Source organism: Streptomyces sp. NPDC002386 (assembly GCF_053593175.1).
The window spans coordinates 345,318-361,208 of the sequence record NZ_JBSFBX010000001.1; the positions used below are offsets into that span (position 1 = coordinate 345,318).

10 protein-coding genes are annotated in these 15,891 nt (G+C 71.3%); 5 read left to right on the forward strand and 5 right to left on the reverse strand.

Annotated features, from left to right (window positions below; genetic code table 11):
• Window positions 1–270 precede the first annotated feature (270 nt).
• The 5 genes from ACWCPN_RS01575 to ACWCPN_RS01595 are packed head-to-tail and all read left to right on the forward strand — an operon-like array spanning window position 271 to window position 6,767.
• On the forward strand, window positions 271–1,902 hold the full coding sequence (locus tag ACWCPN_RS01575) for an ABC transporter substrate-binding protein (protein ID WP_451201731.1): 1,632 nt from the start codon (window positions 271–273) through the stop codon (window positions 1,900–1,902).
• 4 nt (window positions 1,903–1,906) lie between these two features.
• On the forward strand, window positions 1,907–2,863 hold the full coding sequence (locus tag ACWCPN_RS01580) for an ABC transporter permease (RefSeq protein WP_451201732.1): 957 nt from the start codon (window positions 1,907–1,909) through the stop codon (window positions 2,861–2,863).
• Window positions 2,863–4,839: a dipeptide/oligopeptide/nickel ABC transporter permease/ATP-binding protein gene (locus ACWCPN_RS01585; RefSeq protein ID WP_451201733.1), complete on the forward strand. Its 1,977-nt coding sequence runs from the start codon at window positions 2,863–2,865 to the stop codon at window positions 4,837–4,839. The genes ACWCPN_RS01580 and ACWCPN_RS01585 overlap by 1 nt, the downstream gene beginning before the upstream one ends.
• Window positions 4,836–5,840, forward strand: coding sequence for an oligopeptide/dipeptide ABC transporter ATP-binding protein (locus ACWCPN_RS01590; protein ID WP_451201734.1), 1,005 nt, complete (start codon window positions 4,836–4,838; stop codon window positions 5,838–5,840). Before ACWCPN_RS01585 ends, ACWCPN_RS01590 begins: the two co-directional genes overlap by 4 nt.
• Window positions 5,841–6,767 carry a dihydrodipicolinate synthase family protein gene (locus ACWCPN_RS01595; protein ID WP_451201735.1) on the forward strand — a complete coding sequence of 309 codons (927 nt, stop codon included), beginning with the start codon at window positions 5,841–5,843 and terminating at the stop codon, window positions 6,765–6,767.
• A gap of 902 nt (window positions 6,768–7,669) precedes the next feature.
• On the opposite strand, the gene ACWCPN_RS01600 is transcribed toward ACWCPN_RS01595, so the two are convergent.
• The 5 genes from ACWCPN_RS01600 to ACWCPN_RS01620 form a co-directional block, all read right to left on the reverse strand.
• A complete protein-coding gene (locus ACWCPN_RS01600; RefSeq protein ID WP_451201736.1) occupies window positions 7,670–12,325 on the reverse strand; it encodes a putative T7SS-secreted protein in 4,656 nt (1,551 codons plus the stop codon).
• Window positions 12,325–12,957 carry a hypothetical protein gene (locus tag ACWCPN_RS01605; protein ID WP_451201737.1) on the reverse strand — a complete coding sequence of 211 codons (633 nt, stop codon included), beginning with the start codon at window positions 12,955–12,957 and terminating at the stop codon, window positions 12,325–12,327. The genes ACWCPN_RS01600 and ACWCPN_RS01605 overlap by 1 nt, the downstream gene beginning before the upstream one ends.
• Window positions 12,954–13,742: a hypothetical protein gene (locus ACWCPN_RS01610; protein ID WP_451201739.1), complete on the reverse strand. Its 789-nt coding sequence runs from the start codon at window positions 13,740–13,742 to the stop codon at window positions 12,954–12,956. Before ACWCPN_RS01610 ends, ACWCPN_RS01605 begins: the two co-directional genes overlap by 4 nt.
• A 126-nt stretch (window positions 13,743–13,868) precedes the next feature.
• Entirely contained in the window at window positions 13,869–15,056 is a 1,188-nt protein-coding gene (locus ACWCPN_RS01615) for a sialidase family protein (protein WP_451201740.1), read from the reverse strand.
• A 55-nt stretch (window positions 15,057–15,111) separates the two neighbouring features.
• A complete protein-coding gene (locus ACWCPN_RS01620) occupies window positions 15,112–15,807 on the reverse strand; it encodes a TerB family tellurite resistance protein (protein ID WP_451201742.1) in 696 nt (231 codons plus the stop codon).
• Window positions 15,808–15,891: the final 84 nt, after the last annotated feature.

Below are 15,891 nucleotides of genomic sequence, written 5' to 3' on the forward strand. Positions count from 1 at the left end.
GCATGCCCCTGGTGGCCCAGCGTCTCTACACTCGGCCGGAGTCCGCCCGCGGCGCCGCCCGCCCTGCCGCGTCAACTCGGCACCCGCCGCCGCCCGTTGGACGCCATTGGCGCGACCTGTGGCGGCCGGGCCGACGGCTGGGCCATTCGTGTGCGATCCCTTGACCACCCCTGTGGGCCCTCCTATGGTCGCGCTGACGAATCGGACGTAGAACGTCCTATCTCCTCCCTCACCGCCTTGCCCCGACCTCCCGACCCCGCTGGAGGAACCGTGCGCGACGACGTGACCCCCGATGTTCCGGCCCCGCGCCGCCGGTCGTTCCTGGCGCGCGCCGGGGCGCTCGGCGCGGCCGCCGCCCTGCCGCCGGCACTGGCGGGCTGCTCCGGACCGGAGTCGACGAACGACACCGGCAACGGGGGCACCGGCAAGGACCGCACCCTGACCGCGGTGATCGGGTACGGCAACGACGGGAGCTGGGATCCGACGCAGACGGCGTCCGCGTTCTGCATGGCCGCGAACAACCACGTCTACGAGGGGCTGCTCGACACCGACCCGATCTCCCGGGTGCCGTACCCGGCGCTCGCCACCGCGGTACCGGCCGACCCGGGCGCCACGACCTGGCGGTTCACCCTGCGCGCCGGGGCGACCTTCCACGACGGCAGGCCCGTCACCGCCGACGACGTCGTCTTCGTCTACGACCGGATCCTCGACCCGCACACCCAGAGCCTGGCCAAGGGCTTCTTCGCGAGCTGGCTGAAGGAGGCGCGGAAGGTGGACGCCCGGACCGTCGAGCTGGTGCTGAAGTTCCCCTTCCCGGACGGGCTCGCCCGGCTCACCCTCGCCAAGGTCATGCCGAAGCACGTGTTCTCCCGGCCCGGCGCCTGGGACGACGCGGTCAGGGGGCTCGCGGTGGGCTCCGGCCCCTACCGGCAGACCGCGCACCACCCGAAGTCGAACACCGTCTTCGAGGCGTACGACGCCTACAACGGCCCCCGCAGGCCGGCGTTCCGACGGATGAACTGGCTGACGATCGTCGACGCGGCGCCCCGCGTGGCGAAGATCTCCGGGACCGGCGCTGGCGCGCAGATCGCGGACAACATCCCCTACGCCAACATCCCCCGCCTGGAACAGGGCGGGCTGGAGGTCGCGGGCGGGTCCGGGATGAACAACCTGTTCCTGATGTTCAACACCCGGCACAAGCCCTTCGACGACGTACGCGTGCGGCAGGCGCTGCACTACGCCATCGACACCGAGAAGATGGTGCGGGTCGCGCTGAAGGGGCACGGCAGGCCCTCGACGTCGTTCCTCGACGAGGGCAACCCCGGCTACCGGCGGGCGAAGACCGTCTACGGGCACGATCCCGCGAAGGCCAGGGCGCTGCTGAAGGCCGCCGGGGCGGAGAACCTGGAGATCGAGATCCTCGCGGTCAACGTGAGCTGGATCGTGGACTGCCTGCCGACGATCAAGGCGTCCTGGGACGCCGTCGGCGTGCGGACGACCCTCGCCCCGCAGGAGACCACCGCCGTCTTCACCAAGATGGACCAGCAGCGGGACTACCAGGTGGTGGCCGCGGCCTCGAACCCCAACCAGTTCGGGCTCGACGCCGATCTGATCATGCACTACAACTACGGCCCCGGGAACCTGTGGATGCGGTACACCCGGTGGGCCGGCCACCCCGTCGCCAGGCGGCTCTTCCGGGACATGGACCGGGCGACCCGGGAGCCGGACCCGGCGCGGAAGAAGGCGATGATCCAGGACTACATCGACGTCGTCGCCGAGCAGGCCGTGCTCTACCCGGTCGTCCACAACGAGCTGATGACCGCCTGGGACCCGCGCCGCCTCACCGGGATAAGGCCGCAGCCCTACCCCGGGATCAACCTCCTGCGGGCCCGGTGGGTCTGACGGCATGACGGCCGTCGTCCGGATCCTGCTCCGCCGCGTCGCCCTGCTCGTACCGCTGCTGCTCGGGATCGTGCTGTTCGTGTTCCTGGTGATGCGGTTCTCCGACGCCGACCCGGCCTCCGCGTTCTTCCAGGGCGCCAACCCGACCCCGCGGCAGCTGCACGACTTCCGCGAGCGCAACGGCCTGCTGGACCCGCTCCCGGTGCGGTACGTCCACTTCGTCGGCGACCTGCTCCACGGCGACCTCGGCACCAGCGCGCTGACCCGTGCCCCGGTCGCCGAACAGGTGACCACAGCGCTGCCGCTCACCCTCCAGCTCACCTTCCTCGGCCTCGGCATCGCGGTGGTGCTGGCGCTGGCGGCCGGTGTCACGGCGGCCGTGTACCGGGACCGGCTGCCGGACCAGGTCATCCGGGTCGTCTCGCTGGTCGGGGTCGCCGCGCCCGGCTTCTGGCTGGCGCTGCTGATGATCCAGTACCTGGCGGTGGACCGGGGCTGGTTCCCGACCGGCGGCTACGTCAACCCGGCCGACTCGGCCACCGGCTGGCTGCGGACCATGGCCCTGCCCGCCTTCGCGCTCTCCCTGCCGGTGGCCGCCCAGCTCACCCGGATCGTGCGGACCTCGGTGGTGGAGGAACTGGACAAGGACTACGTGCGCACCGCGATCGGCAGCGGGCTGCCGCCCCGGGTGGTCGTCGGGAGGAACGTGCTGCGCAACGCCCTCGTCAACCCGCTCACCGTGCTGGGGCTGCGCATCGGCTACCTCCTCGGCGGCGCGGTCGTCATCGAGACGATCTTCTCGCTGCCCGGCATGGGCAAGCTGATGATCGACGCCGTGCGCAACGGCGACCCGGCCGTCGTCCAGGGGGCCGTGCTGACCACGGCCACCGGGTTCGTCGTCGTCAACCTCGTCATCGACATCCTCTATCTGCTCGTCAACCCGCGTCTGAGGGCGGCCTGATGGTCACGCGCGCACTCCTCGCCGAACGGCTCTCCCGGCCCGGTCTCCGGCTGCGCGGATGGCGCCGGCTGCCACCGCCGTCCAAGGCGGCCGTCTGCTTCCTGACCCTGGTCGTCCTGCTCGCCGCGCTCGCCCCGGTGCTCGCCCCGGACGACCCGCTGGACCAGCTCGACCCGGCCGGCGGCACCGGCCACCCGTCCGCCGCGCACTGGATGGGCCAGGACAGCCTCGGCCGGGACGTCCTCAGCCGGCTGATGTACGGCGCCCGCTGGTCCCTGGCCATCGGGCTGGGCGCGACCGCGCTCGCGCTGGCCGCCGGGGCGCTGATCGGCGCGGTGGCGGCGACCTCCCGCAAGTCCGTCGACGAGACGCTGATGCGCTGCCTGGACGTGGTGATGGCGTTCCCCGGGATCGCGCTCGCCGCCGTGCTGGTCGCCGTGTTCGGCGGCGGGATCGGTGTGCTGATCTGCGCCATCGCGTTCCTGTTCACGCCGCCGGTGGCGCGGGTGGTGCGGGCCAACGTGCTCGACCAGTACGGCGAGGACTACGTCACCGCCGAACGCGTGCTCGGCGCCCGCACCCCGCACATCGTGCTGCGCCACGTGGCCGTCAACTGTGCCGCTCCGGTGCTGGTGTTCTGCACGGTCCAGGTCGCCGAGGCCATCGTCTTCGAGGCGTCGCTGTCCTTCGTCGGCGCCGGGGTGCGGCCCCCGGACCCGTCCTGGGGCAGTGTCATCGCCGACGGCAAGAACATGGTGCTGACCGGCGGCTGGTGGGCGACCGTCTTCCCCGGTCTGCTGATCCTGCTGACCGTGCTGTCGCTGAACATCCTCTCCGAGGGCGTCTCCGACGCCTGGGCGGCCCCGGCGGCCCGGGAGGTGGCGGCGCCCGTGGACCGTCTGGAGGTGCCGGAGCCCGGCACCGGCGAGGTGCTGCCGCTGCCCGGCCTGGCCGAGGCGGCGCGGCGACTGCGCTCCCGGGCCCGGCCCCGGCCCGCGTCCGGCGGCCCGCCGGTGCTCGCGGTGGAGAACCTGGCCGTCGGCTTCCCCGGCCGGCACGGGGGCGTGGACATCGTGGACGGGGTCGGCTTCGAGGTCCACGCCGGCGAAGTGCTGGGCCTGGTGGGCGAGTCGGGCTGCGGCAAGTCGCTGACCGCGCTCACCGTGATGGGACTGCAGCCCCGGGAGGCCCGGGTGCGCGGCCAGGTCCGCTTCCGGCAGCGCGACCTGCTCGCCGAGCCGGCCCGGGTACGGCGCCGGCTGCTCGGCCACGAGATGGCGATGGTCTACCAGGACGCCCTGTCCTCGCTGAACCCGGCGATGACCGTCCGCGCCCAGCTCGGGCAGCTCGTCCGGCGCGGTGGCCGCCGCGCCCCGGCGGAACTGCTGTCGCTGGTCGGCCTGGAACCCGCCCGGACCCTGCGCAGTTATCCGCACGAACTCTCCGGCGGCCAGCGCCAGCGCGTCCTGATCGCCATGGCCCTCTCCCGCGACCCCGCCCTGATCGTCGCCGACGAGCCGACGACCGCGCTGGACGTCACCGTGCAGGCCCAGGTCATGGAACTGCTGCTGCGGCTGCGTGCGGAGCTGGGCTTCGCGCTGGTCCTGGTCTCCCACGACCTGGCGCTGGTCGCCGATGTCACCGACCGGGTGGCGGTGATGTACGGCGGACGGATCGTGGAGACCGGCGTGACCGCCGACCTGGTGGCGGCACCGGCCCACCACTACACGCGCGGTCTGCTCGGCAGCGTGCTCTCGCTGGAGTCGGCCACGACGCGGCTGACGCAGATCAAGGGCGCCGTACCGGCACCGTCCGGCTTCCCGGACGGCTGCCGCTTCGCCGACCGCTGCCCCCGGGCGACCGGCACGTGCCACACCACGGTGCCGGCCCTCACCGGCACCCCCACGCACACGGCCGCCTGCCACCACCCGGCCGTGACGCTGACGTCGGCGGAGAACGAGGAGGCCGTGCGGTGAGCGCTGTCGTGGAGGTGCGGGACGCTCATGTCGTTCACCGGGCCCGCACCGGAGGCCTGTTCGCCCGCGACCGGGTGTACGCGCTGACCGGCGCCGATCTCACCGTCGCGCCCGGTGAGACGGTCGGTGTGGTCGGCGAGTCCGGGTGCGGGAAGTCGACTCTGGCGAAGGTGCTGGTGGGCATCGAGCGGCCGGTCTCCGGGTCGGTGTCGTTCAGGGGCCGCGACCTGTGGGCGATGCCGCCCGCCGAACGCCGGGCCACGGCGGGCGCGGGCACCGGCATGATCTTCCAGGACCCCTCGACGGCCCTGAACCGCCGGCTGACGGTACGCCGGGTGCTGCGCGACCCGCTGGACGTCCACGCGCGCGGCACCAGGGCGGAGCGCGAGGAGCGCGTCGCGGAGCTGATGAGCCTGGTGGGCCTCCCCCTGGCGCTCGCCGACGCCCTGCCCGGGCAGCTGTCGGGCGGCCAGCGCCAGCGGGTCGCCATCGCCCGGGCGCTCGCCCTCGACCCCGCCCTCGTCGTGGCCGACGAGCCGACCAGCGCGCTGGACGTGTCGGTCCGCGCGCAGATCCTCAACCTGCTGCTGGACCTGCGCGAACGTCTCGGACTGGCCCTGGTGTTCGTCTCGCACGACATCCAGACGGTACGGCGGATGAGCGACCGGGTGATCACCATGTACCTCGGCCGGATCGTGGAGGAGACCCCGGCCGGCCGGGTCACCGGCGCCGCCCGGCACCCGTACACACGCGCCCTGTTCTCCGCCACGCCGGGCCTGCTGGACCCCGTCGATCCGATCCCGCTGACCGGCCCGGTGCCGTCGGCGACCCGGCCGCCGAGCGGCTGCCCGTTCCGCACCCGCTGCTGGAAGGCCGACGAGCTGTGCGCCCGCGAGATGCCGGATTTCTCGGCCGCGTCGCGCCCCGGACACCGCTACCGCTGCCACCATCCTGTGGAGGAGGACCAGCCGATCCGCGACCCAGCCCGCCAGGAGCCGTGAATGACCTTCCCCGCCCCGCTCACCGGTGTCGTCCCGCCCGTCTGCACGCCCCTGACGCCGGAGCGCGAGGTGGACGTGCCGTCGCTGCTGCGGCTGGTGGACCATCTGGTCGCGGGCGGGGTGCACGGGCTGTTCGTGCTCGGATCGACCTCGGAGGCGGCGTTCCTGACGGACCGGCAGCGCCGTCAGGTGGTGGAGGCCGTCGTCGGCCACGCGGGCGGACAACTGCCCGTGCTCGCCGGGGCCATCGACATGACCACCCCGCGCGTCCTGGACCACGTCCGGGCGGTCTGCGCGGCGGGGGCGGAGGCCGTCGTCGTCACCGCCCCCTTCTACGCCCGCACCCACCCCGCCGAGATCGTCCACCACTACCGCCGGATCGCCGCGGCGAGCCCGGTCCCGGTGATCGCCTACGACATCCCCGTCGCCGTGCACACCAAGCTTCCCGCCGAGCTGGTGCTGGGCCTGGCCGCCGATGCAGTGCTGGCCGGGCTCAAGGACTCCAGCGGGGACCTGGCGGCGTTCCGGGAGGTCGTCACCGGCGCCCGCGCCCACGCCGGCTTCAGCGTGCTGACCGGCTCCGAACTGATCGCCGACTCAGCGCTGGCGCTGGGCGCCGACGGGGCGGTGCCGGGGCTGGCCAACGTCGACCCGCACGGCTACGTCCGGCTGTACCGCCTGTGCCGGGCGGGCGACTGGGAGGGCGCCCGAGCCGAACAGGAGCGGCTGTGCGCGCTGTTCGGCATCGTCGGGGTGGGCGACCCGGCCCGCATGGGCGGCAGCTCCGCGGCCCTGGGCGCCTTCAAGGCGGCCCTGCACCTACGCGGAGTCATCACCTGCGCGGCGACGGCCGAGCCCCAGGTGCCGTTGTCGGGGGACGAGGTGGCGCGCGTGGGGAAGCTGCTGGCGGGGGCGGGGCTGTTGTAGGACAGGGTGGGGTGTGCTGTCGAGACACTGCACGGGGTCCGGCCCAGCTGTCCGCCATGCTGCCGAGACGATTTCAGGGAACCCAGGCAGTCGACGCGAATCCTCGTGGCGTTACATGGAGCATTGGAAATCACGATGGGCATTGCGGACAGCTACCAATAGTTCTGCATCGGACAAATCGCCAGGCTCCCTGAGTTCCGGATCGACCGCATAGTCCTCAAGAAGCATGAATACGCGATCGAAGAGTTCCTCAAGAGGGCCCCGAAGTCGCTCCCCGCTCACCTGGGAGACTCGGCGAGCCTCCCACCAGCCTAGCGCGAATTCCGACGCACTGCAGGACCCGCTCATAAAGTCCTCAAGCAACTCGATTTGTCGCGCCGTCGCACTGCCCGACTCGACCTCGGAAGAGTGAGACCATACCCGATGTAGCGCCGGATAGGCTTCTGCCACAGCCATCAGATGAGGATTTCGATTCGACAGGGTTCGCGCATACCGCAAGAAACGTGAACGCGCCGCGTCCACCCCCTCGCCAACGGCGGCTGCCACAAAGGCTGAGACACCCCCGATGAGCACGTATCCCGATTCCGGGAAAAGAACGGCCCCGCGCAAATCGCCCGCGAAAACGACGGAGGGCGGCCGGACGCCTCCATGGTCCGAGTCGATCGCAAGTCTTGAGACCGGTGAGGCGAGCGCGTTACTTCGCTCCGCGAGAGGGGCGTAGAGGATGTGCATAGCGCCAATCGCCCGGCAGCCAGCAGCGGTTCTACGGGCCAGAGAAGCATCCATCTGCGAAGAGGCGGGTACCGGCGCCACCGACTTTCCATCCAGCCAGGATGCGGCAAAGGCTCCATCAGGGCCTAGCAAGGCGGAGAGATGTGAGGGGCGGTCACCCTCTGCATAAGTCACCACAAGAATCCCTTATCGATAATCCCTTGAAACTGTTTATCCCCTAGCCTCCAGGCCGACCAGAATCTACCATCAGCATGCAGCATCACCATCTTCTGGGTTGCCGGGTCAATGAATCCGACGGCAGCACCTTGATTACGGTAATTGAAGCGGTAGATTTTCGTTTCACTTGCCGTCATGTGCTCCCGCATCGCATCCTCAAAGTTCTGGAGGTTGGCCTTGTTTAGATTTCCTGGGGCATCAAGAAAATCTCCAGCGTGCGCATGAAACTTCTTACTCATCACCTTCTGACTGGAGAAGTCCGCCTTCTCTGCCCATGCGTCTTTAGGGTAAGGAGAAAGTCCGAGAGGGTCGGTCCATGTGTGGGGATTGTGGACGTAGGAGTCCGGGTTGGGCGCTGGGTCGAGCCCTAGCGGGTCGGCCGTGAGGTAGCGGGCGGTCTCTGGGTCGTAGTGGCGGAAGTAGTTGTAGTGGAGGCCGGTTTCCGGGTCGAAGTACTGGCCTGGGAAGCGTAGAGGTGTGTATGCCGTGCTGTTGGCTGCCCACGCCGTGGTGCCCCATAGGGTGCTTCGGGTGCGCCAGGCGATGTTGCCGGTCTCGTCTATGAGTTCGCTGGGAGTGCCGACCAGGTCGGTGACGATGGCGAAGAAGCGTGAGTCGATTTCGTCCTGGGTGGTGTCGGACGTCGTGATGCGTTCGGTCTGGGCCAGGGGGCGCAGGCCTTGGTGGTCCCAGGTGAGGGTGACCGGGTGGGGGAGGTCTGCGGAGGTGGTGGTCTGTTCGCAGAGGGTGGTGTCGTCCCAGGTGAAGTCCACCCGTTCCAGGACCGTTTCGCCGTCGTCGGCCAGGCGGAGTTTGGCTGTGCGGCGGCCCAGGGGGTCGTAGGTGTAGCGCCAGCGGGTGCCGTCCGGGGTGGTCACCGCTGTCAGGCGGTCCTCGGGGTCCCATTCGTAGCGCCAGGTGTCCGGTTTGCGGGACAGGCGGGTCTTCTGGCGGAGGGTGATGCGGCCCAGTGCGTCGTGTTCGTAGCGGACGTTGCCGGCACGGGTGATGCGGGTGCCCGCGTAGGCGCGCGGGCCTATCGCTTCGCTGCCGGGGTGGCCGGTCGGCCAGTCGGCCTGGGTCTGGTTGCCCGCTTCGTCGTAGGCGTACCGCTCCGTCCAGCCGGCCGCGTGCACCGCCGTCACCCGGCCGGCCGAGTCGAGGTCGAAGCGGCGGGAGCCGGACAGGTGGTCGTCGATGCCGATCAGGTTGCCGTCGGCCCGGTAGGAGTACGTCCGGTGCTGCACCGTGCGGTCGCCGGCGCCGGTCACGGACTGGGTGGTCAGGCGGCCCAGGGGGTCGAAGGTGTGGTCGAGGGTGATCGTGTCGCCGATGTGGCGGGAGAGTTCGCGGCCTGCCTCGTCGTAGGTGAAGTCGATGGTGTGGCCGGAGGCGGCCACCATGCCGGTGCGGCGGCCCGCGGCGTCGTAGGACCAGGTCGTCGTGGCGCCGGTCGGCGTCGTCCGGCCGGCGCGGCGACCGAGAGCGTCGTACGTGTACGTCAGGGTGCGGCCGTCGACCGTCTCGGAGTGCAGGCGGCCGTAGCGGTCGCGCAGCAGCGTGAGCGTGGTGCCGTCCGGGCCGGTTGCCTGGGCGAGTTGGTCCGTGAAGTCGTAGGCGTAGGTCGTGACGTGCCCGGCCGCGTCCTTGCGGAGGACTTGGCCGAGTTCGTTGCGTTCGAAGGCCAGCGTCTCGCCGAGAGCGTTCCTGCGTGCGGTGAGACGGCCTGCGGGGTCGTAGGTGTACGTCAGCGTGCGGTCGTCGAAGTCGGTCTCCGTGACCAGGTGGCCCGCCGCGTCGTACTCGTACGTCCAGGTCAAGCCCTGCGGGTTCGTGACCCGCGTCAGGCGCAGCTCCGCGTCGTGGTCGAACTCGTAGCGCACCCCGTCCGGGCCCGTGCGCGCCGTCAGCAGGTCGAAGTGGGTGTACTCGAAGCGGGAGACGCCGCCCATCGGGTCGGTGTGGCTGGTGCAGTTGCCCTCGCCGTCGTACGTCCACGTCTCCGTCGTGCCGTCCGGGGCCGTGCGGCCGGTCAGGTGGCCCTCGATCGACCATTCCAGGCGCGTCGTGGCACCCGTGGGGTCCGTGATCGCGGTCGGGCGGCCGAGGGCGTCCCGTTCGTAGCGGGTCGTCGCACCCAGCGCGTCCGTGACCTCGACCGGCAGGCCCGCGCGATCACACACGAGTGTCGTTGTATGGCCGAGCGGGTCGGTCACCGAGGTCAGATGGCCGGCCTCGGTGTACGTGAAGCGGGTCGTCCGGCCCGCCGGATCCGTCACCGACGTCCGGTTGCCGCGCTCGTCATACGACTGACGGACCACCGAACCGTCGGGGTGGACCACCTTCACCGGCAGGCCGAGTGAGTTGTACTCCGCTGTCGCCTCACGGCCGTCCGGGCGGACAGCCGATGTGAGGTTGCCGTCCTCGTCGTAGCGGAAGGCCGTCGTGTGGCCCAGGGGGTCCGTCTGGGACAGGAGGCGGTTGTAGCGGTCGCGGTGGAAGCGGGTGGTCGCACCGAGGGCGTCGATCTGCGCGACCACCTGCCACGCGTCGTTCACGAGGTATCGGCGAGTGTGGCCTTCGCCGGTCGTCGCGGTCGTGGTCCGCAGGCCGGTTTCCGCATCCGGGTCCCCGTAGGACAGGGTCAGACTCATGTGGCCCGCGGAGCCGCCCTCGGCGACGCAGCGGTCACGTTCGTCGTACTCGTACGTGTAGCTGCGGTCGTTCGTGTCCGTCCACGAGGTGATCCGGCCCGCTTCGTCGTACGTGAACCGGAGCGGCAGCCCGGAGGAGTTGACGACCTCCGTCAGATCGCCGTCCGTGTAGCCGTAGCGCTTCAGCTCCTCGCCGGTCGTGGCGAGGTGGAGCGCCGTGACACGACCGGATTCCGTGGTGATGCGGACGCCCTGGCCGGAGCTGGAGACCACGGCCAGCGGAGTGCCCTCCGCGTCGTACTCGAAGGTGATCCAGTTGCCGTTGCGGTCGTCGATCTGCTCCAGCACCGCCAGGCTCTCGCCCCGGTCGGCAAAATGCCAGGTGCGACGGGTCCGCGGATCCGTGACCGTGTATCCGCCTTCCACCCGGTCAAGCGGCCGGCGGGGTCCGTGGCTGGCGAGTGTGGGGAGGCCGGGCGCGGGATGCGGGTACGCCAGCAGCAGGCCGTCCTCGGTGACGAAGACGACTCCCTCCGCGTCGATCTCCAGACGCTGATCCAGTGTTGAGGACCACGACGGGCCGAACCAGCGACCCAGGTGGTAGCCGGACTCCACACGCCGCTCCAGCACCAGAGGCAGCACGCCGGGCAGGGTGACGTCCGTCTGCGGCAGATACATCTTGCCGGTCGCGAGATTGATCGGATCGGTGCCGCCGCTCTCCGTGCTGTTCTTGTCGTGGGAGGGAGCCGGAGGGTCCTCGTCCACCGTCTCCCGTGGCGACTTCCCGCCCGTGCCCTCCGCGGCCCCGCGTTCCGCGGCCGTGGCTTCCTCAGCCCCCTTCACTCCGTCCTCGGCCACCCGGACGCCGTCGACAGCCGCCGACTCGGCTCCCGCCTCCGGGATGAGGAACTGCGGGAGGAGTTCGCCTCCTACGCCGCCGGGGTCGTCGAGGAAGGAGTTCCAGAGCTGGTTTCCGGTCTGGGTGGGGTGGGTGACGAAGTGGACCGCCCCGCCGAGGAGTTCGACCTTGGCCTGGAGCGCTTCGTAGGGGTGTGTGATGGCGTACGGGTCGAGCGGGTTGGCGTTGCGGGCCAGGTTGTTCAGGTCACCGAGTCCACGCATGAAACCGCCGAAGAACCGCATGTCCTCCGTCTTGGCGGCGTCCAGGACATCGGCGCCGTCGAGCTTGAGCTGGTTCAGGGCCGACGGCTCGTGCGGAGCGTGCCGCAGGGCGGCCTGAAGACGGTCGGCGGCCTCCGCGGCGAGCTGGGTGCGCTGGCTGCGGGCGTCGGACAGGATCCGCTCGGCGGCGTGCTTGGCCTCGTCCCCCGGGTCCTGCTCCGACGGCTTCGGACCCGGGTCTTTCAGGTCCAGCTCGACGGCGGCGTTGTACGTCTGCACCTTCTGCCGGTGCTCGTCCGAGGCGGACTTGCCCTCCCGGTACTTCGCCACCGCCTCGCGTGCCTGGGCCTGCGCCCATTCCACCGTGTGCGCGAAGTTCTCCAGCGCCTCGGCAGCCTGCCCGCACGCCTCGGCGGCCTGCCCCCACTTGACCTGGTGCGTGGCGAACTTCCTCCGGAAGGCGTCGGCCGCCTCCCCCTTGAACTCCGAGGAGTCCAGCTTCCGCATGCCCGTCGCGACGGCCCCGAAGGACGTCGCGAAGGTCCGTAGATGCCCGGCCGTCTCGCGCAGCCTGGCCGGGTCGCCGTGGACGAGCTCCTTCGGATCCTCGGACTCGCCGAGCTGCTGCTCGTCGACGTGCGCGCCCAGCTTGGAGGCCGTGTCGTCGCCCCAGTCGTCGACCTTGTCGGCCGCGCCGTGCGCGCCGGCCCAGTCGAGCGCGTCCCCCACACCATGGGCGCCTTCGTCGACGACACGGCCCGTCGCCCGCTTGACGTGGTCGTAGCCGGACTTCAGCGACCCGGTGAGACTGTTGAACTTCCCCGTGATGGACATCAGCTGCCGTCCCCGCCCTGCGGCCGCGGTCCCAGCAGCTTCTCCAAGGCGGCATCCCTGCCCGAGTCGTCGCCCCCGGCCGCGTCCACGAGGGAGGAGGTGACCGGGTCGCCCGGCATCTCGGCCGTCCCGACATCCCAGAGCATGCCCTTGCCCGTCTCCTTGACGGAGTGCATCAGGTTCTCGCGATCCTTGTCGCCGTAGCCCGTCGACATCGCGGCATGACCGATCTGGTCCAGACTCTCCTTCTCCACCTGCTCGTTGGAGGCGAAGGGATCGCCGGCGACGGAGTTGTAGGCCACCTTCAGTGAGCCCTTCACGTACTCGTCCGTCTGATGGAACGTACCGGCCGCCAGCCCCATCGCCTCCGCCAGCGCGTTGCCCTCTTGCATCAGATCCCGCACGCCCCACTGCCAGCGCTCGCAGAAGGTGTGCAGCATCGCGCCCAGACGGTCGTCGCCGACCTCCATGCCGTCCATCTCCAGACCGGCGAAACCACGGCCCGCGCCCGCCCAGCCCTTCATCGCCCCCAGCGAATCAAGCTCCGTCAGGGACTTGTTGATGCCCTCCGCGATCAGCGCCAGACCCTGCACCTGCAGATTCGGCTGCCCGCCCCCACTCGGCGTCGTCATGCCCGTTCCTCCCCCGTCAGTCGTCCGGACCCGGCATCCGAGTCCATGCCCGGCGCTGCGGGCGCGCCGGATCCGGTCGTACCGTCCGTGCCGTCGCCGACCGCGTCACCACCGTCCGGCCCGTCCACGGCCACCGCATCCGGCACGATCCCCACGACCGGCGGCAACACCAGCCCCCGCTCACCGTCACCCGCGTCCACCAACACCCCGCACGGCAGCCCCGCCCCGGCCACCGCCGGCACCCCCGCGTCCAGCACCGCGGCACCCCACACCGCCCGATACCGCCACGCACGATCACGCTCCCCGCGCGCCAGCGCATACCGCGCCAACGCCCCCTCATCGGTGAACGCCAGCAGCCAACGCGCCCCCTGCGCCTCCACCGTCAGAGCCGCACCGTTCTCCCCGTACGGGACAAGCACCCGGCGACGCCGGAACTCCCCGAGCCGAGCACCGAACCGGCGCCGGTGAGTCCTGAACCGCGCGGCCTGGTCCTCGGTGAGCGGCACGCCTTGCGGACCGGACGGGTTTGCGGCGGCGAATGCGTCCGGCTGCGACTGCGGGTGGACTTCAGCAGGCGAGGGCCCTGCGCCATCCGCAGGCAGGATCGTCTGCTCCGCGATGTCCGAGAGCGCCGACCTGGGGGGATGCACCTCGGTCTGACCCGCTACCCCCGTCACGCCCGCGGATCCTGTCGACTCAGCGCCGCCCACAGCGCCTTCCCCCTCGTCGGCGTTGTCTTGAAACGTTCGACCGATTTCATTCAGTGAACGATCTTCAATGCTCACATGTTCGAGTCGATGCGTGCAACGCCCGCCGGATCAACAACGAGCAAAGGATGGTCAACTACCCCTGTTGCCACGGCTCTTCCCGCACACCGGCCGCCGCCATGCCCCTGGTGCGGGTAACGCCGATCAGCGCGCCGTCCCTGGCGGCAGCCGCCGGAACTCGATCGTCTCGTACGGCCCCTTCGTGCCCGTCTCGTACAGCAGCCCGACCGTGTCCGCGTCGATCCGGACGAGGTCGGAGTAGGCGGCGGGCCGGTCGGACAGGGTGAGTGCCCTGGTGAAGGTCCGTCCGCCGTCGATGCTGCGCCACAGGGCCATCGAGCGGCGGGCCGTGGGAACGGAGGGTGCGGAGAACAGCAACGGCCCGTGATTGCCTGGTAGTTGCAGGACGCTGCCCTGGACCACCGGGACGTCGTTCAGGGTGCTCTGGGCGGCGTAGGGGCCGTCCAGGGTCACTCCCGCGTCGCTCGACCAGGCGCCGAGCCGGTTGCCGGGGGTGCTGCCGTTCTGATCGCGCGAGGAGAAGTACAACCGACCGTCCGGGAGTTGGGCGGCGCTGGTCTCGTTGGCGTTGGTCACGCCGTCGTAGGAGTCGTCCACGAAGCCCAGCCGCCAGGTGCGCCCGCCGTCGTCGCTGTAGAGGGCGTGGGCGCCGTAGTACCGGGGCTCCTGGCCGGTGTCGGGGGAGCCGGGCGGCGGCGCGGCGGAGTGGTCGGCGGGGACGAGGAGCCGGCCGGCGTGGGGGCCGCGGGTCACGGCCAGGGCGTGGCCGGGGCCGGTCGCGTACCAGCGCCAGCGCGGAGGCTTCACCGCGGTCGTGATGTCCCGCGGCGGCGTGAAGTGGCGCCCGTCGTCGCGGCTCCGCTGCACGAACACCCGGCGGCTCTGTGCGGAGGTGACCTCGCCGCGCATGATCTGCGCCTCGGTCACCGCCCCGCTGTTGTACGTGGTGACGAGCACGACCGTGCCGGTGCGCGGGTCGACCACGGGCGCCGGGTTGCCCCGGGTGTCGCCCCGCCCGGCGGCCACCACCGTCAGCGGTCCCCAGGTGCAGCCGCCGTCGGTGGAGCGGCGCAGCACGACGTCGATGTCGCCGCTGTCCCCGGCTCCGTCGTGCCGGCCCTCGGCGAAGGCCAGCACGGTTCCGCGCCCGGTGACGACGGCGGCGGGGACGCGGTAGGTGTCGTAGCCGCCCTGCCCGGCCGTGTACGGCACGGAGGAGGCGCAGCCGGGCGCGGACCGGGCGGGGTGGACGGCGGTGAGCGGGGCGAGGACGGCGGTGGCGACGAGCAGGGCGCGGCTCAGCGGGGTCACGGCTCCATGGTCCCCGCAGTCACCGGACGCCGCTCCCGGGCTTGCCCCAGGAGTGTCAGGACGGCGTCCGCGCCGCCGCCAGCAGCCTGCCGACGTCGTCGGCGCAGATGGTGAGGGCGGCGCCGACCGTGGTGAGGGCGTCGCGTTCGGCGGGTGTGTAGGGGCCGTCGGCCAGGGCGATGCGGGCGGCGTCGAGGAAGAGGGACTCGCGGCCGGCCGGGGCGAGGTGCGGGGCGAGCGGGTCCAGGGCCTCGTGCAGTTCTATGGCGAGGCTCGCGCCGCACGGCCCGCCGAGGACCCGGCCGGTGTCGGCGGCGAGCGCCTCGACCAGGGCGGTCAGCTGGTCCTCGGTGCAGTCCTGGAAGCCGGCGGCGCGGACGGTGCCGGCGGCCGTCTCCAGGGCCGTGCGGGAGGAGGTGCCGCCCGCGGCGAGGACGGCGAGCGCGACGGTGTGCACCGCGTCCCGGAGCATCGCGGTGAACCGGCGGGTGGTGGGGTGGTCGAGGACATCGGTGCCGTAGTGGTGGCCGCAGGCGGCGCACTCCACGACCGGCCCGGTGGCGCCGCGCGGCAGCAGGGGCACGCCGAGGAGGGTGAGGCGCCGGCGGCCGGAGAGCCGCTGGTAGTTGCGGTCGCCACCGCAGCCCGGGCAGTAGAACTCGCCGTCCCCCACGGGGGTCCAGGCGGTCCGGGTGCCCAGGATGCGCGCGGCCCTGGCGGCACGGCCGTCTCGTCCCCGTACTGGCAGCACGTCGCACCTCCGTAACCGCGCGGCAACATCGCAGCGCTTGCGTGATGTTAGCCACATCCCGGAGGCTGAGTCAGTACCCCGTAC

Coding starts and splice junctions, on each gene's coding strand:
- ACWCPN_RS01580 (WP_451201732.1), top strand. CDS start 1,907: ATGACGGCCGTCGTCCGGATCCTGCTCCGCCGCGTCGCCCTGCTCGTA.
- ACWCPN_RS01585 (WP_451201733.1), top strand. CDS start 2,863: ATGGTCACGCGCGCACTCCTCGCCGAACGGCTCTCCCGGCCCGGTCTC.
- ACWCPN_RS01595 (WP_451201735.1), top strand. CDS start 5,841: ATGACCTTCCCCGCCCCGCTCACCGGTGTCGTCCCGCCCGTCTGCACG.
- ACWCPN_RS01600 (WP_451201736.1), bottom strand. CDS start 12,325: ATGTCCATCACGGGGAAGTTCAACAGTCTCACCGGGTCGCTGAAGTCC.
- ACWCPN_RS01605 (WP_451201737.1), bottom strand. CDS start 12,957: ATGACGACGCCGAGTGGGGGCGGGCAGCCGAATCTGCAGGTGCAGGGT.